This is a genomic window from Novosphingobium fluoreni, assembly GCF_014196615.1.
Taxonomy (GTDB): domain Bacteria; phylum Pseudomonadota; class Alphaproteobacteria; order Sphingomonadales; family Sphingomonadaceae; genus Novosphingobium; species Novosphingobium fluoreni.
Genome location: NZ_JACIDY010000001.1, coordinates 101798 through 118806, shown reverse-complemented (window position 1 = coordinate 118806; position 17009 = coordinate 101798). Strand labels below are relative to the sequence as shown.

17 protein-coding genes are annotated in these 17009 nt (G+C 63.3%); 10 read left to right on the top strand and 7 right to left on the bottom strand.

Annotated features, from left to right (window positions below; all coding sequences use genetic code 11):
• The first annotated feature begins 198 nt into the window (after positions 1–198).
• Entirely contained in the window at positions 199–1620 is a 1422-nt protein-coding gene (locus GGR39_RS00520) for a L,D-transpeptidase family protein (RefSeq protein WP_082667942.1), read from the top strand.
• Between the two features lie 129 nt (positions 1621–1749).
• The gene (locus GGR39_RS00515) at positions 1750–2124 is read left to right on the top strand and encodes a response regulator (RefSeq protein ID WP_153000876.1); all 375 of its coding nucleotides are present in this window, start codon (positions 1750–1752) and stop codon (positions 2122–2124) included.
• 7 nt (positions 2125–2131) lie between these two features.
• On the opposite strand, the gene GGR39_RS00510 is transcribed toward GGR39_RS00515, so the two are convergent.
• The 6 genes from GGR39_RS00510 to pyrE all read right to left on the bottom strand — a co-directional run bounded on the left by GGR39_RS00510 (position 2132) and on the right by pyrE (position 7256).
• Entirely contained in the window at positions 2132–3328 is a 1197-nt protein-coding gene (locus GGR39_RS00510) for a DUF3089 domain-containing protein (RefSeq protein ID WP_183615432.1), read from the bottom strand.
• 107 nt (positions 3329–3435) lie between these two features.
• Positions 3436–4548, bottom strand: coding sequence for an AI-2E family transporter (locus tag GGR39_RS00505; protein ID WP_343055742.1), 1113 nt, complete (start codon positions 4546–4548; stop codon positions 3436–3438).
• Positions 4545–5492, bottom strand: coding sequence for a signal peptidase I (lepB, locus tag GGR39_RS00500; protein ID WP_183615431.1), 948 nt, complete (start codon positions 5490–5492; stop codon positions 4545–4547). Before lepB ends, GGR39_RS00505 begins: the two co-directional genes overlap by 4 nt.
• Before the next feature lie 11 nt (positions 5493–5503).
• Positions 5504–5905 carry a holo-ACP synthase gene (gene acpS / locus GGR39_RS00495; protein ID WP_183615430.1) on the bottom strand — a complete coding sequence of 134 codons (402 nt, stop codon included), beginning with the start codon at positions 5903–5905 and terminating at the stop codon, positions 5504–5506.
• Entirely contained in the window at positions 5902–6639 is a 738-nt protein-coding gene (locus GGR39_RS00490) for a pyridoxine 5'-phosphate synthase (protein ID WP_183615429.1), read from the bottom strand. Before GGR39_RS00490 ends, acpS begins: the two co-directional genes overlap by 4 nt.
• A 32-nt stretch (positions 6640–6671) precedes the next feature.
• Positions 6672–7256, bottom strand: a complete 585-nt coding sequence (gene pyrE / locus GGR39_RS00485; protein WP_183615893.1) for an orotate phosphoribosyltransferase — start codon at positions 7254–7256, stop codon at positions 6672–6674.
• 207 nt (positions 7257–7463) lie between these two features.
• Here pyrE and coxB point away from each other — a divergent pair, with 207 nt between their 5' ends.
• The 6 genes from coxB (at position 7464) to GGR39_RS00455 (ending at position 13708) form a co-directional block, all read left to right on the top strand.
• Positions 7464–8633, top strand: a complete 1170-nt coding sequence (gene coxB, locus GGR39_RS00480; RefSeq protein WP_246388174.1) for a cytochrome c oxidase subunit II — start codon at positions 7464–7466, stop codon at positions 8631–8633.
• 27 nt (positions 8634–8660) lie between these two features.
• Positions 8661–10349, top strand: coding sequence for a cytochrome c oxidase subunit I (gene ctaD, locus GGR39_RS00475; RefSeq protein ID WP_183615428.1), 1689 nt, complete (start codon positions 8661–8663; stop codon positions 10347–10349).
• Positions 10350–10476: 127 nt separating this feature from the next.
• The gene (locus GGR39_RS00470) at positions 10477–11442 is read left to right on the top strand and encodes a heme o synthase (protein ID WP_183615427.1); all 966 of its coding nucleotides are present in this window, start codon (positions 10477–10479) and stop codon (positions 11440–11442) included.
• A gap of 130 nt (positions 11443–11572) precedes the next feature.
• Positions 11573–12166 (top strand): cytochrome c oxidase assembly protein, encoded by a 594-nt coding sequence (locus tag GGR39_RS00465; protein ID WP_183615426.1) that lies wholly within the window; start codon positions 11573–11575, stop codon positions 12164–12166.
• A gap of 63 nt (positions 12167–12229) precedes the next feature.
• Positions 12230–13051: a cytochrome c oxidase subunit 3 gene (locus tag GGR39_RS00460; protein ID WP_183615425.1), complete on the top strand. Its 822-nt coding sequence runs from the start codon at positions 12230–12232 to the stop codon at positions 13049–13051.
• An 81-nt stretch (positions 13052–13132) separates the two neighbouring features.
• A complete protein-coding gene (locus GGR39_RS00455; RefSeq protein WP_183615424.1) occupies positions 13133–13708 on the top strand; it encodes an SURF1 family protein in 576 nt (191 codons plus the stop codon).
• Here GGR39_RS00455 and GGR39_RS00450 read toward each other — a convergent pair whose 3' ends face one another.
• Positions 13709–13912: a hypothetical protein gene (locus GGR39_RS00450; RefSeq protein WP_153000875.1), complete on the bottom strand. Its 204-nt coding sequence runs from the start codon at positions 13910–13912 to the stop codon at positions 13709–13711.
• A gap of 784 nt (positions 13913–14696) precedes the next feature.
• On the opposite strand from GGR39_RS00450, the gene thrC reads away from it, so the two are divergent.
• Together thrC and GGR39_RS00440 are read left to right on the top strand one after the other, a co-directional pair.
• Positions 14697–16103, top strand: coding sequence for a threonine synthase (gene thrC / locus GGR39_RS00445; RefSeq protein WP_183615423.1), 1407 nt, complete (start codon positions 14697–14699; stop codon positions 16101–16103).
• Positions 16104–16120: 17 nt separating this feature from the next.
• A complete protein-coding gene (locus GGR39_RS00440) occupies positions 16121–17008 on the top strand; it encodes a class I SAM-dependent methyltransferase (protein WP_183615422.1) in 888 nt (295 codons plus the stop codon).
• Position 17009 lies beyond the last annotated feature (1 nt).

Below are 17009 nucleotides of genomic sequence, written 5' to 3'. Positions count from 1 at the left end.
CCGCGATCCGCTCTTTATTTACCGTACGGTTCGGACAAATGCTTGATGTTGCTGCCGGGGAGGGGCTAATCTGCATCTAAGCGGGTTTGGGGCGGTTCATCTGCCGTAGGGCACAAGCCACTCGGCAACAGATTAAGTTTGGAGCGTATCCTGGTTTCGATGACTCAGCGCCGCCGTTCGGCCGTTTCGGCCTTCACCATGAGCGGGCTCATCCTGGCCGCGATCGCGGGTCAGCCCGCAGTCGCGCAAAGCGCCGCGTCCGCAAAGTCCGCCCCCAGGATCAAGCCGCAGCCGTCGGTGTCCGATTGGGATATCGGTGCGCCCAGCACGTCTCCCGGCACTGCCGCGCCTACTCCGCCCGCCTCTGTCCAGGGGCTGCCGCCGGCTGCGGAGGATGCCGATCCATCCAGCACCGCGCAACCCGTGGTGCAGGCCGTGCCCGTGCTCGAACCGGTGCTGGACTGGTCGGTGGCGGATGCGAATGCGTTGCTGTCGGTGATCCAGGGTATCAAGTCTGAGGGCCTGTTCGCCAAGGATTACCGGCCTGACGCGTTGAAGGCCGCGATCGCGAGCGGTGCGGGCGATGGTCTGAACCAGGTCGCCAGCAAGTCTTTCGCGTGGTTGATCGAGGATTTGCGCGATGGGCGCACGCCGATGACCGCCAGAGTGCAGTGGTTCGCCGTCGACCCCGACCAGGACCAGATGCCGACTGCGCAGATCATGGCTGATGCCCTGGCGGCGCACGATGTCGCAGGTGTGGTGAACCGCCTCGCGCCGACGCACCCCGACTATGCCGTGCTTAAACAGGCGCTGGCCTCGACTCCTGAAGCCCAGGCCGCCACCAAGTCGCTGATCCGCGCCAACATGGATCGCTGGCGGTGGCTGAAGCACGATCTGGGCGATGTCTATCTCATCACCAACGTGCCTGAGTTCCAGCTGCGCCTCACGGTCAAGAACCGGATCGTGCGCACATACAAGACGGTGGTGGGTAAGCCGGGCCGCACGGCTACGCCGCAGTTGGCCGAAACTGTCAGCGCCGTCGTCTTCAATCCGACTTGGACGGTACCGCAGTCGATCGTTAAGGGTGAAGGGCTGGGGGCCAAGGTCATCGGCAGCCCGGGCTGGGCGCGCGCCAACGGATACAAGGGCGTGAAAAACGCGGACGGCTCGATCACCGTGGTGCAGCAGCCGGGCAAGAACAATGCCTTGGGCCTGATGAAGATCGACATGCCCAATCCGCATGCCATCTACCTGCATGACACCCCATCCAAGCAATATTTCAACTCCGAAGTGCGCGCGTTCAGCCACGGCTGCATCCGCACGGAGCGCGCGGTGGAGCTGGGCATGACGATGGCGATCCTGGGTGCGCAGATGCCGCCGGACCAGGCCGCCGACATGAGCCGGGCGGGCGTCTACCAGAAGGTGGCGATGACGCGGACGTTTCCGGTCTATATTACCTACATGACCATGGCGCGTTCGATCGATGGCCAGCTGAAGAAGTTTGCGGACATCTACGATCGCGACAAACCGGTCCTGGCCAGCTTTGCCGCCCCGCGTGAGGCAAAAACCACACAGCGGGCCAGCGACGAGCCGATCATCCAGCTGGACAACCCCTTGTAAGCATTTGCAGAATCATCGCCGTTTCAGGGGGTATACGGACTGTTAACCTGCGGAAAATTCGCAGAAACATTTCTCACCTGGAACGGCGGCACGCTTATCAACGTTCACTATAACAAGTGATATGATGGGATGAGCATGGCTTCGCGATTGAAAACCAGGGTTTTACTCGTCGAGGATGAGCCCATCATCCGTGCGGTCGGCACCGATGCCCTGGAAGAAGCCGGCTTCGAGGTGATCGAAGCAAACGACGCCGACCACGCGGTGCGTATTCTGGAAATGCTCGGCGAAGTGCAGGTCTTGTTCACCGACATCCGGATGCCCGGTAGCATGAACGGCCTGCAACTGGCGCGCCTGGTTCACCAGCGCTGGCCCAATATGAAGATCCTGGTCACGTCTGGCGATACTTGGCCGACCACGCAGCAAATGCCACTGGAAGGACATTTCCTACCCAAGCCCTATAATCTGGACGTCCTGCAGGCCGAGGTCACTGCTTTACTGGACTGAAAGCCGATCAGCGCCTCGCAGCGCCGAACGCATCGACGCGGCGGGCGAAATCCGCGCGCAAGTTTGACCAGAACAGCGTCATATCGAACAAGTGGTAGTTGTTGCCGGGAAGTACGTATGGCCCCAGATCCAAGGGCGGCGGCGGACCGATGTGCAACAGGTGGTCCGCGCCACAGGATGCGGGTACCACCCCCCGTGTCAGCGCACCGGTGCCGTTGCTCAGATCTGGAACCAGCGTGCCCAGGTTTGCAGAGGCGGGCGCATTGCCACCTTCCCGGCCGTCGATCGGGTTGACGCAGATGAATGAGCTGTTCTCACCCACTTCCTGGCCGTCCAATCCCTTGCGCCGGGCATAGGCGCGCAACAGCATCTCGGTTTCGGGCGGATCGGCGAACGTAAGCCAGCTAGCCACACACCCGGTCGAAGTGGGCTCCTTGCAGGCGGGCATCCCCATCAAGGGCAGGTCGCGGTCATTCGATACCGGCCAGCCGATCACGTAGGCAACGGCGATCCGCTTGGCGAGCGGCGTTCCGGCGATCTTGTCCCGGATCAGTCGGCGCAGGTGAAAGGCCCCTTGGCTATGGCCCGCCAGTACGATCGGCTGATCGGGGCGGATCGATTTCACGAACATGTCGAAGGCCTGAGCCACGTCACGATAAGCCAGGTCGAGCGCCTGGGTGGCCTGGGGTGCATCGGTCAGAAAGGCGCCGATCGCAGCCTGGCGATAGCGCGGAGCCCAGATGTCTGGGCTGGTGTTGAACGTACTGGCCATGCCTTGAACGAACAAGCGCGATCGTTGGCGAGAGACGTCATCGTCCAGCGAGGCGTTCCAACTGGTCCGGCTGACCAAACCGGTGGGATGCACGAAGAAAACGGCGGCATCGACCTTCTTTTCCGTGACGGGATCTGCCGCCGTGGCCGCCTCGCTTGCGGGGCTACTCGTCTCCGCCGACGGCGCGCCGCTCGTCAATTCGGCGTAGTTGGATGGCAGCCAGCGTGCGGGGTCGTTCGCCATGCCGGGGCGGGCCAGCCACATGTCGGGATTTTCATAGCTGGCGTCGGCCAAGCGAGGCTGATCAGTGAATGCCGCTGACGGCACGAACGCGATCTCGGTCAGGTCCTCGGCAAAAAAACGTAACCCGAACAGAACCGCCATCACCAATACGGTGAGGCCGACCACGATATACAAGAACTTGCGCGCCATCGGGACCGAGCCTTAGAGGCTCATCGCGCCCAGCGAAAGGGCAGTGCGGGTAGTACGGGCCGGTAATCCGGGCAGGCGATCCGGCGGGACGTGGGACAGCACCGCTCTCAGGCGGTGGCGCGCTGTGGCGTCCCCGCGCCGTTCTCCTGTTCTTCCTGATTATGCTTCGCGGTGCGTTCGAGCCACACCTTGATCATCGCGACCATCGGATCGGCTAGCGCCAGACCCAGAATTCCGAACAGAACGCCCATGACAAGCTGTGCTGCCAGCACCAGAGCGGGCGGCAGATCCACTGTCTTGCGCGCGATGATCGGCACGATGACGTAGCCGTCGATCGTCTGCACCAAGGCGTAGACGATGATGGTGAAGATCCCCATGTCGGTCCCGCCGGAGAAACCGACCATGATCATCAACGCGCCAGAAATCGGGGCCCCTATATTGGGCAGCGCGGCGAGTAGTGCGGTAATCAGGCCCAGCAGGAACGCCATCGGCACGCCGTACAGTTCCAGCATGATCCAGGTGGCGATGCCCTCCACCCCCATGCCCAGCAGGCGACCGAACAGCAGACGACGCAACGAACGCCCCATCTCCTGCGCGGTCCGCTCGAATTCGTCGCGGCGATCCGCCGGGAGAATCCAGGCGACGCCGCGGCGGTAGATGTCGGGCTCGATCGCGAAGTAGATGCCCAGCACCACGATCAGGAACAGCGTGGTCAGGCCACCGATCAGCCCGCCAACGGCACGCGTGACCTGTCCGATACCGCCCATCGCCTGCTGCGCCAGCTTGCGCACATCGCCGCCATCGACATTTATGCCATGACCTCGCAGCCAAGCCAGGCCCTTGTAGAATTGCCCCTCGATCGTCGCGGGAAGCTGGGCCGCCTGCTGTGCCACCTGACTGCCGGCGAATTGCATCATCCACAAAAGGAATGCCAGCGCCGCGACAAGGATGATCGCTACACGAAGGCCGCGACCGATAGGAAGCACCCGACCGAGCAATCGCGCGCCGCCATCGATCAGCGCCGCAAAGACGATCCCGCCGAAGATCACCAGTAGCGATCCCGAAACGAAGATCGCCAATCCGAACAGCAGCGCGACGCCCATCCACACCATCGCCCGCCGGACTTCGGAACGCACGCGCGGATCGGAAATGTCGGTCGGACCGGCCAGGCCTTCTTCGATCACCGTTTCGGTATCGGGGCGCTTTTCCTGGTCGCTCACGAAGCGGTCGCAGCGCTGGAGGGGGAAACTTCCAGTGGTGGTCGCAGCGATGTTCCGGCGCGATGGCCGCGCAGCGCGGAGAACCAGCTGAGCGGGTTCCAGCTCTGGCTGCCGTCAAGCGAGAAGGTGATGAACTCGGCCCGGCCGCCGATGTCGGAAAGCGGAACGGGTCCGCCCAGGCCATTGCCCCAAAGCGGCATGCGGCTGTCGGCGGAATGATCGCGGTTGTCGCCCATCAGAAAAACGTGCCCCTCCGGTACCGTGATCTCAGCGAAATGGTCCAGTCGCTGGTTCAGGTGATCGATGATCGTGTAACTCGCACCATTGGGCAATGTTTCGTGATAGGCGGGCAACTCGTACACCTCGCGACCGCTGGGCAGACGCGTGCGATATTCGTCGAAATCCTCAAGGCAGGCGCGCTGGTATCCACCGGAATCGCACATCAGTTTGTCTTCGACGGGCAACTGCACTGGCGGCTCCACCCGTTGCGGCACCGGCTTCCCATTGAGGATGATCTGGCCGTTGACGACGGCGATCCGGTCTCCTGGCAGCGCGACCACGCGCTTGATCAGGTCCTCCTTGCGATTGCGCGGCACGACGATCACGATGTCGCCATACTCCGGCGTGCGACCCAAGATCCGCCAGTCGCTGCGCGGCAGCAGGTGAAAGCTGATGGATGACCAGTCCCATCCATAGGGGTATTTCGATACGACCAGCCGATCGCCCACCAGTAAGTTGGGCATCATCGATATCGAGGGAATGTAAAACGGCTTGGCGATGAAGCTGTGAAAGCCCAGCACCGCCAGCAGCATCAGCACCAGCCCGCGCAATTCGCGCTTCCAGTCGATCCGCTCGGTCGCGGGTGCTTCTGTCGGGGGCGCGTCTCGAGGGGGCACGGGGGCAAGGTCTTCCGGCAAGGCGGCCTCGGCGTTGATCTTGCTCATCAGGACAGGACCTATACGGGACGCGCTTCGAGGATGACGAAGGCCTGCGCCCATGGATGGTCATCGGTGAGCGTCAGGTGAACCACAACCTCGTGACCTTGCGGGGTAAGAGATCGCAGGCGATCGGCTGCGCCGCCGGTCAGGGCGAGCGTTGGCGCGCCCGAGGGCGCATTGACGACGCCGATGTCCTTCATGAAGACTCCGGCCTTGAAGCCGGTGCCCACCGCCTTGGAGAACGCCTCCTTCGCGGCGAACCGCTTGGCCAGCGTTCCCGCGATCGTGTGCGGCCGGCGCGCGGCTTTCGCCCGCTCTACATCGGTGAAGACACGCTCCAAAAAACGATCGCCGAACCGGTCCAGCGAGGACTGGATGCGCTCGATATTGCACAAGTCGGAGCCCAGGCCGATGATCACCGTACCGCGTCCATCAGCTCGCGCATCTTCCGCACGCTGGCTTCCAGACCGCAGAAGATCGCCTCGCCGATCAGGTAGTGCCCGATGTTCAGCTCCGCGAGTTGGGGAATGGCGGCGATCGGCTGGACGTTGTCATACGTCAGGCCATGCCCGGCGTGCGGCTCGATCCCGTTCTTCGCGGCGAGCGCGGCCATTTCGGCGATGCGCTTTAGCTGGATGGCGACATCGCCTCCCGTGGCATGGGCATATTCGCCGGTGTGCAATTCCACCACTGGCGCGCGCAACGCCATTGCCGCCTCGATCTGGCGCGGTTCGGGCGCGATGAACAGGCTGACGCGGATGCCGGCATCCGCCAGGCGAGAGACGAGCGGGGCAAGCCGGTTATGCTGGCCCGCGGCATCGAGGCCGCCCTCGGTCGTGCGCTCCTCGCGCCGTTCGGGCACGATGCAGGCGGCGTGCGGACGATGGCGGAGCGCGATGTCCACCATCTCGTCCGTCGCAGCCATTTCCAGGTTGAGCGGTAGGCCGGTGGCGGCCAGAACCCGCGCCAGATCCTCGTCCCGGATGTGGCGGCGATCCTCGCGCAAATGGACGGTAATGCCGTTGCCGCCGGCCTGGGCCACGATTTCCGCCGCGCGCACCGGATCGGGATGCTCGCCACCACGCGCGTTTCGGATAGTGGCGACGTGATCGATATTGACGCCGAGGCGCAAGGGGCTGGCTGGAGCTGTCACGCGGGTTCCATGCTCTATGATAAGAGGGACGCTTAGGGCTGAACGCGGCTTCCCGGCTTGATCGCGGGCCGTGCGGCCAATTCGGGCGGAAGCTCGTCGGCAGCATATGTCGGGAACGTCAGCGCGACTAGAGCGGTAAAAGGGACGCCGAACTCAGCCGTTCCGGCCGATCGATCGACCAGCGCCGCCGCAGCGATCACCTCGCCGCCGGCCGCATCGATCGCGACGATCGCCTCTTGAGAGGACTTGCCGGTGGTCACCACGTCTTCGACCATCAGCACCTTGTCGCCCGGCTCCAGGCTGAAGCCGCGCCGCAGCTCGAACGTGCCTTCAGGTCGCTCCACGAACATTGCGTCGACTTGTAAAGCGCGGCCCATCTCGTGGCCGATGATCACGCCGCCCATCGCGGGCGCCACCACCTTGTTGATCTGGCGTCGCAGGTCGTGCGGCAGCTTGGCCGCCAGCGCCGTGGCGAGGCGGGCCGCCCGCTCGGGATTCATCAGGACGCGCGCGCACTGTAGGTAATGGGCGCTGTGCCGGCCGGACGAGAGAAGGAAGTGGCCTTCCAGCAGAGCCTTGCTCGCGCGGAACTCGGCAAGAACGGCGTCATCCTGCATCGTCAATGTGATCCTTGTCATGAAGCCGGGCGTGGCCAAGGCATTCCGGCGGTTCCCCGGGTGTCAAAAATTCCCCTAGAGGCGCTTGAGACGCGCGGCAAGCGCGCGTATAGGCGCGGCTCAAGGGGCGATTTATCCCCGCATCTGGTGTGCGCAGGTCCGCTGTGATCCGCGCCGCCGACACAGGGAATCGGGGAAGCACGACGAATGAAGTCCGGTCTCAACCTTCGTGCGGCAAGTCGCGCACTTAAGGCGTTTGGTCTTTCGGCGGCGCTCGTAGCGCTGCCGCAGGTGGCGTTCGCAGCGGCCGCTTCGCCGATGCCAGCCTATTCGACGCCAGCTGCCGGTGCTCCGGGTGCGCAAGCCCCCGTCGCGGCGGACAAGGGTGCGGGCGCCGTCGAGGCTGCTGGTAATCCGTTGAACACCAGCGGGCCCACGGCAGACGCCGCCGCACCGGGTTACACCCCGATGAAGCCGACCCCCGGCATCGGCATGCCTGTGGATGGCGGTATCGGCCTGCAGAAGCAGTTCTCGCCGTTCGGTGAGTACGGCCGCTGGATTCACGACATCGTGCTGATCCCGCTGATCGCGGCGATCACGGTATTCGTGCTGGCTTTGCTCGTCTGGGTTGCCGTTCGCTACAACCGCCGGGCCAACCCTGTCGCCTCGCGCACCAGCCACAACACCCTCCTGGAAGTGGCATGGACGCTGGTTCCGGTGCTGATCCTGGTCTGCATCGCGGTCCCCTCGATCGACCTGATCGCCAAGCAGTACAAGCCGGCCCCTAAATCGGCGCTGACGATCAAGATCACCGGCAACCAGTGGTTCTGGTCCTACGGTTATCCGGACAACGGTGACTTCGAAGTCAACTCGTACATGCTGAACCTGCCGGGCCAGCCGGTGATCAACGCCGGCGTGCGCGAAGTGGGCTCCAAGCCGTGGGACGGCCCGAGCCACATGGAAGTGGACAATCGCCTGGTCGTTCCCGCCGGTGAGCCGATCCGACTGCAGATCACTGCGGCCGACGTGATCCACTCGTTCGCCGTGCCCTCGCTCTGGTTCAAGCTGGACGCCGTTCCGGGCCGTATCAATGAGAAGGTGCTCTTCATTGAGAAGCCAGGCGTCTATTACGGTCAGTGTTCGGAACTGTGCGGTGTAAAGCATGGCTACATGCCGATCGCCGTGGAGGCTTTGCCTCGCGCGCAGTATAACGCCTGGGTGCTGGGTCATCCCGGCGGCCTGATCGATGGCCAGAAGAAGCTGATCGACGCTACCGCCCAGGCTCCGGCCGCCGGTGCTGGCGAGACGGCCGTCCCTGCCGACAATGCGAGCGAGGCGGTTCCGGCCGTCGAGACGACCTCGTCGCCCGCCGCGTAACGAAATTCAGTACGAAGGTCCGAAGAAATGGCCACCACCGCAGATCACTTCCAGGGTCACGTCGATGACCATCACGGTCACGCCGATCATGACCATAAGCCGGGCTTCTTCGCCCGGTGGTTCATGTCGACCAACCATAAGGACATCGGCACGATGTACCTTATCTTCGCGATCTTCGCGGGCGTCATCGGTGGTGCGGTTTCGGGTATCATGCGTGCCGAACTGATGCATCCGGGCATCCAGTATCTGGGTGCGGTCGCGTCTTTCTTCGGTGACGATGCCAGCGATTTCAACGCCACGCTTCACATGTGGAACGTGCTGATCACCGCCCACGGCCTGATCATGGTGTTCTTCGTGGTCATGCCGGCCACGATCGGTGGCTTTGGCAACTGGTTCATCCCGCTCATGATCGGCGCGCCCGATATGGCGTTCCCGCGAATGAACAATATCTCGTTCTGGCTGACCTTTGCCGGCTTCTGCTCGCTGATGATGTCGGCGTTCGTGCCCGGTGGTCTGGGTAACGGTGCGGGTACGGGCTGGACGGTCTATGCCCCGCTTTCGACTTACGGCTCGACCGGCCCTGCCGTCGATTTCGGTATCTTCGCGCTGCACCTTGCCGGTGCCGGTTCGATCATGGGTGCCATCAACCTGATCACCACGATCTTTAACATGCGCGCTCCAGGCATGACGATCCACAAGATGCCGCTGTTTGTATGGTCGGTGTTGGTCACCGCGTTCCTGCTGTTGCTGGCTCTGCCGGTCCTGGCTGCCGCGATCACCATGCTGATCACCGATCGCAATTTCGGCACCACGTTCTTCGATCCCGCGGGCGGTGGCGATCCGGTCCTTTACCAGCACTTGTTCTGGTTCTTCGGTCACCCGGAAGTCTACATCATGATCTTGCCGGCATTCGGCATGGTCTCGCAGATCATCTCCACCTTCTCGAAAAAGCCGGTCTTCGGTTACCTCGGCATGGCTTACGCCATGGTGGCGATCGGCGTGGTTGGCTTCATCGTGTGGGCCCACCACATGTACACCACCGGCCTTAGCGTAAACACGAAGATGTACTTCACCGCCGCGACGATGGTGATTGCCGTGCCGACCGGCGTGAAGATCTTCTCGTGGATCGCGACGATGTGGGGCGGCAGCCTTGAATTCAAGTCGCCGATGGTCTGGTCGCTGGGCTTCATCTTCCTGTTCACCGTGGGCGGTGTCACCGGCGTGGTCCTGGCCAACGGCGGCGTGGATGACGTGCTGCACGATACCTACTATGTCGTGGCGCACTTCCATTACGTGCTGTCGCTGGGTGCCGTCACCGCGCTCTTCGCCGGGTTCTACTATTGGTTCCCGAAGATGAGCGGCCGGATGCACTCGGAATTCCTGGCGCACGTCCACTTCTGGATCTTCTTCATCGGCGTGAACCTGATTTTCTTCCCGATGCACTTCCTGGGTCTGCAGGGCATGCCGCGTCGTTACCCCGACTATGCGGAAGCCTATACGCACTGGAACCAGGTCGCGACGGTGGGCTACATGATCATGGCGGTCAGCATCGTGATCTGGTTCATCAACATCCTGTATGCCTTCACTGCCGGTAAGCGCGCCGAAGGTAACTACTGGGGTGAAGGTGCCACGACGCTGGAGTGGACGCTGTCCAGCCCGCCGCCGTTCCACCAATTCGAGACGCTGCCTGTCATCGAAGACGCGGGCCACCATTGATGGACGGCGCCCGCCCCGACGGGGCCGGGCTCCGCCAATCTCCCTCCCCGCCACTCGACTTCGGGACTGGCTTGGGAGGGGCTAGGGGAGGGCATGTCGCCCTCCCTACTCGTTTGAAGTTCTGCTGATGACCAAACAGGCCCTTCCCCGATCTCTCCCGCAAACCGGAGGAGAGTCTCCAGACCCCCGGCTTACGGCGAGCGGCAGTCTTCCCCCGGCCGATTGGCGTGATTTCTTCGCGCTTACCAAGCCGCGCGTGATGAGCCTGGTGATCTTCACCGGCCTGTGTGGCTTGCTTGCCGCGCCCGAGCGGATCCACCCGGTCCTCGCCTTCACCGCGATCCTGTGTATCGCGGTGGGCGCGGGCGGCGCTGCCGCGCTGAACCAATGGTGGGAAGCCGATATCGACGCCGGGATGAAGCGCACCGCCGCACGTCCCCTGCCGCAAGGCCGTATGCATCGAACCGATGCGCGTGACTTCGGCGTTGCGATCTCCGCCGGATCTGTTCTGCTGATGGGTCTGGCGATCGGCTGGCTTGCCGCTGCGATCCTGGCCGTCTCGATCGTCTACTACGCGGTCGTCTATACCATCTGGCTCAAGCCTCGCACGCCGCAGAATATTGTGATCGGCGGCGGTGCCGGGGCTTTCCCGCCGCTGATCGGCTGGGTCGCGGCCACAGGGCACATCAGCTTGATGCCGGTGCTGCTGTTCGCGATCATCTTTTTCTGGACGCCCCCGCACTTCTGGGCGCTCGCGCTGTTCGTAAAGTCGGATTACGCTAAGGTCGGCATCCCGATGCTGCCGGTCGTAGCCGGCGAAAAGGCAACTCGCACGCAGATCTTGATCTATGCGGTCCTGCTGCTGCCGCTCAGCGTGCTGCCGTGGTGGATCGGTGGGGCAGGGGCGATCTATGGCATTAGCGCGGTCGTGCTGTCGCTGCTGTTCCTGGCGCTGTCCGTCCGAGTTGGCCTGCGTCAGCGGACCGGGCCGGACGATACGATGAAGCCCGAAAAGCAGCTGTTCGGCTATTCCGTGCTTTATCTCTTTGTGTTGTTTGGCGCTTTGGTGGCGGATCGCTTTCTGCCGATGTAAGGGACTGCCATGAGTCGCGAAACTGATCCCAAGCGCATCCGGCGCAACCGCAACAACGTCCTTGGCCTCCTTCTGGCGGCCTTCGTGATCCTGGTCTTCTTGATCTCGCTCGCGAAGATGGGCTGATTCGATGAACGCCAAGACCTTGGACGGCCTCGGCCGCAATCGTCGGATCGCCTTGATGGCGCTTGCGGTTGCCGCCGCGATGCTTGGCCTGGGGTTTGCCTCGGTGCCACTGTATCGCCTGTTCTGTCAGGCGACGGGGTTCGACGGCACCACTCAACGCGTTACCGAGGACGAGGCGGCGCAGATCAAGGCGGTGGCGAACACCATGTCCATCCGGTTCGACGCCAATGTTGAACGGGGTATGCCGTGGCAGTTCAAGCCGTTGCAGCGCACTGACGATATCACCATCGGCGTGCGCGATATGGCGCTGTTCTGGGCAAAGAACACTTCGGACCATGCGATCACCGGCACTGCCAGTTTCAATGTGGAGCCGGAGCAGGTCGGCAAATATTTCAATAAAATCCAGTGCTTCTGCTTCACCGAGCAGACCTTGAAGCCTGGCGAGGAAGTGCGGATGCCGGTGCTCTACTACGTCGATCCCGCGATCCTGAACGATCCTGACGCCAAGGACGTGGAGCAGATCACGTTGAGCTACACCTTCCACCCCGCCATCAACAGCGGAGCAAAGGCACTGGACCGTACCGCTTCAGGTAGATAAGGGCTGGGCAAACCTCTCGCGGCGGGTGCGCCGTGGACTGCCATCAACAGGGACGTAGGCATCATGGCCGGTAGCAAGACACACGATTATCACATTCTTCCGCCGGACATCGTGCCCTTGGCGACGACGTTCGGCGCCCTGATGTTCACGACCGGCATGGTGCTGCTCATGCACAAAATGCCTGGTGGTCACTTCGTGCCCTGGCTGGGCGTGGCGATTTTGCTGGCCGGCATGTTCGCGTGGTTTTCCAAGATCGTGAAGGAAGCGCACGCGGGCGATCACACCCCGGTTGTGCAGCTGCACCAGCGTTATGGCATGATCCTGTTCATCGCCTCCGAGGTGATGTTCTTCGTGGGCTGGTTCTGGGCGTTCTTCGATTTCTCGCTGTTCCCGTCGACCTTGGCGGAATCAGTTGCGGGTCAGTGGCCGCCCAAGGCGATCGAGGCGGTTATGGACCCGTTCGATCTGCCGCTGCTGAACACGCTGATCCTGCTGTGCTCGGGCACCACCGTCACCTGGGCGCACCACGCGCTGATCCATGGCGATCGTGAGGGCCTGAAGAAGGGCCTTTGGGCGACGATTCTGCTCGGCGTTCTGTTCACCTGCATCCAGGCCTACGAATACGTGCATGCGCCGTTCCCCTTCGGTGCGAACACCTATGGCTCGGCCTTCTACATGGCCACCGGCTTCCACGGCTTTCACGTGCTGATGGGCACGATCATGCTGATCGTCTGCTTGGTTCGCTCCTATCGCGGTGACTTCACGCCGCGCCAGCACTTCGGTTTCGAAGCGGCGGCGTGGTACTGGCACTTCGTCGACGTGGTCTGGCTGTTCCTGTTCGTGGCGGTCTACGTGTGGGGCGGTTGGGGCTACCCGACGCACTGATCGCCGACCTCGATTATCTTCACCAAAAGGGGCAGCCGGAGAATCGTTCGGCTGCCCCTTTTGCTTTATGCGAGCTGACTTATGCGCCGCATCCCCATCATCCCCACTATCTTGGTCCTTGCCGCAGCGGCGGTGATGATCTGGCTTGGCTTCTGGCAACTGGATCGGTTGCGGCAGAAGGAAGCCTTGCTGGCGCGCTATGGGGCGGCACACGGTCAGGCGCAGCCGGTGCCTTGGCCGAAGGGATCGTCCGTGGCTTCGCTGGACCTGTATCGGCGATCGCAATTGCTGTGCTTGCGCGTGGTGAGCCAGCGCGGTGTCGCGGGGCGTAGCGCGCGGGGCGAGGCGGGCTTGGCGCAGTACGCGCGTTGTGCCCTGCCGGATGGAACGCAAGCGGATGTCGTGACGGGTTGGGCAAGGGATCCCAACGTCCATGGCACCTGGCAGGGCGGGCCGGTGCGCGGGGTTATCGCTCCGGGGCCACGTCTGGTGGCCGATCCACCGCTGGGGGGCTTGGAAGCGAATGCCATGCCCGACCCGTCGGAAATACCGAACAACCACCTAGCCTACGCGGTGCAGTGGTTCCTTTTCGCGGCGACGGCGATCGTCATTTACGGCGTGGCCCTTCGGCGGCGACTGATCGCGCCTTCGCGCTGATCAGAACATCTGCGACAGGTTGAGACCGACGACGCTACCCTGGATGGTGACGGTAACCCAGCCGAACGCGCGGGCGAGGCCGGGATGGTCAGGCAGTAGAGTGCGCATCACCCAATAATGCACGCCGCTGGTGATGGCCTTGGCCCCTATGATCATCACCGGCTTGGGATTGCGGCCGTAGATTACGCTCGTGGCAATCGTCACGCCGCAGGCAGGCGATAGTCGATGCGGCATCCATCACATTGAGCGTGTGGAACGCGATCTCCAGCGGCATGATGTCGCCAGGCGTCTCTGCGCGATACAGGCGGGGCTCGCGATAGAGGCCGCGCCGCCCTGGGTCATCGATCGCCAGCCTGGGCGCGTTCGACCCATGGGGAAACGCGTCCTTTGTCGCCGCTGATGGAGCGGGATGAAACTCACCGGTATCGCTCTGCTCGATCGAACCATCGCTCTTGAGTGCGGGCGAGTGGGAGAGAGAAGTCGGCGTATCCGCGGTGAAAGGGCTGATCGTCCCTGCGGCTGCCGACAATGACCAGCCTGCGAGGGAGGCATCTGCGAGAGCCAACGCGCTATCCATCCCTCTTGCGGTTGCAGTTGCCGGATTTCCGATCAGGTTCAGGCTCGCGAAAAGGACGAGCGCCATCGTCCGCCCAAGCGGCGGTCTTGAAAACCCAAACATGTGAAATTCCCCAAAGCGGCTTTCTTCCCGCTCCGGGGGGTAGAATCTCGGTTCCTGGCGCTGTATCCGTAGATCAGCCTAGTGAAAGGGCGCCCGGTGGCGGCAGGCACTCACCGCAATCAATGCCCAAGATGTTGATCTGTAGGCCTAAAGCCCAAGCTGCGACCGGTGCTCGCGACGCGGCGAATGCTCGACGATGGAGCCTTCCAAAGCACGGACTGCGTAGATAGGCGCGGGTTTGGAGCTATCTCCAAGGTCGGTCGCCACCGCCATTGCGCCATGCCGCTGGTGCGGCTAGGCGCAGGCGCCATGGAATACGTCAGCACCAGGGGCACTGCTCCCACGCTCGATTTCGAGGGCGCCACGCTCGCCGGTCTTGCCAGCGACGGCGGCCTCTATGTGCCGCGCGAATGGCCGCGCTTCGATGCGGCTGAGATCGCCGCCATGCGGGGGCTGCCTTACGCGAAGTTGGCGGCCCGTATCATGCAGCCATTCGTCGGTGAAAGCCTGACACTGGACCGGCTCGAGGCGCTGTGCGAAACGGCTTATGGCCGCTTCAGCCATGACGCGGTGACGCCCTTGGTTCAGCTGGACGGGCAGAACTGGCTGATGGAATTGTTCCACGGCCCGACCCTAGCGTTCAAGGATGTCGCCCTGCAGCTTCTGGGCCTGTTGTTCGAAGAGTTCCTGGCGCGTTCGGACCGGAATCTGACAATCGTTGGCGCGACCTCGGGTGACACCGGCTCGGCCGCGATCGACGCGGTGGCGGGACGCGCCAAAGTGGACATCTTCATGCTGCATCCCAAGGGGCGGGTCAGCGATGTCCAGCGCCGGCAGATGACCACGGTGCTGGCGCCCAATGTCCATAACCTGGCGCTGGAAGGTGCAAGCTTCGATGATTGCCAGGCGATCGTGAAGCGCATGTTCAATGACCGCGCGATGACCGATCGATTCGCCATCGGCGCGGTGAATTCGATCAACTGGGCGCGGCTGATGGCGCAGGTGGTCTATTACTTCGCCACCGCGTTGCAGCTGGGCGCGCCCGATCGGGAGGTGGCTTTCTCGGTCCCGACCGGCAATTTCGGCGACGTCTTCGCAGGATACGTCGCGCAGCAGATGGGCCTGCCGATTGCGCGGCTGATCGTGGCGACCAACGTCAACGACATCCTGTACCGGGCCCTTGCCTTTGGTGACTATTCGCAAGGCACCGTCACCGCCACGGCCTCGCCTTCGATGGACATCCAGGTCTCCTCAAACTTCGAACGCTTGCTGTTCGATCTGGGCGGGCGTGATGGCCTGGCCTTGTCCGCGCAGATGGCGGGCTTCGAGGCAACGAAGGCGATGCAACTGACCAATGCGCAGCGCGAAGGGGCGGCGGGCCTGTTCACCAGCTGCCGCGCCGATGCGGACCAGATGGCGCATGCGATCCGTTGGGCGTGGGAGCATTGTGGCGAATTGATCGACCCGCACACAGCGTGCGCGCTTCATGCGGCCCGCGTGGCGGGGCTCGACCCGGCTGTCCCGATCGTGACGCTGGCCACCGCGCACGCGGCGAAGTTCCCGGAGGCGGTGGAGCGTGCCACTGGGCAGCGTCCCGGCCTGCCTTCGCGTGTCGGCGATCTGTTCGAGCGTGAGGAACGCTGCGTTGGCCTGACGGGCACGTATGATGCCGTCGCCGGGTTCGTGGCCGAACGCGCTACGCCCAAGGCCGGGTAAGGGCGGGCGCGGCGCTCATGGCCGATCTTGCGCGCGATCCCGTCATCATGGTGGGCGGGGGTTGGGGCGATTACGCCCTGATCGATTCGGGCCATGGCCGCAAGCTGGAGCGCTACGGCGATTACCGGTTCATCCGGCCAGAGGCGCAGGCCTTATGGTCCCCCCGTTTGGACCAGTGGGAGGCCCACGGTGAGTTCGTACCCGGCTCTGACGAGGATGGCGGCGGTCGGTGGCTGTTCGAAAAGCCGGTTCCGCGCGAGGGTTGGCCCTTGGCGTGGCGCGACGTGCGCTTTACCGCGCAATGTACGCCCTTCCGCCATCTCGGTTTCTTTCCGGACATGGCCCCTGTGTGGGACTGGATGCGCGATCAGCTGCCGGCGGAGGATGCTCAGACTCTGAACCTCTTCGGCTATACCGGGGTCGGCACGCTGGCGCTCTCGGAGCGGGGGGCAGTCTCCCACGTCGACGCCTCGAAGAAGTCGGTGGGTCAGGCGCGCGAGAATGCGACGCTTTCGCGAATGGCAGATCGGCCGGTTCGCTGGCTGATCGATGACGCCGCGAAATTCGCCGCGCGTGAGGTGCGGCGCGGCCGTCGTTATGACGGTATCATTCTTGATCCCCCCAAGTTCGGCCGTGGACCTACGGGTGAGACATGGCGCCTGGAGGAGAACCTGCCCAGCCTGATGGCGGATTGCCGCCGCCTGCTGGATGCGGATAGCAAGTTTCTGTTTTTGACTGTTTATGCCGTGCGCATGTCGTCGCTGGCGCTTGCGGGCCTGTTGGCCGAGCTGTTCGCCGATCTGCCGGGCAAGATCGAGCATGGCGACCTGGCGGTGCGCGAGGATGGCGAGAGTGGGCGGCTGCTGCCTACCGCGATCTTCGCGCGCTGGTCCAATCCGGGCTAAA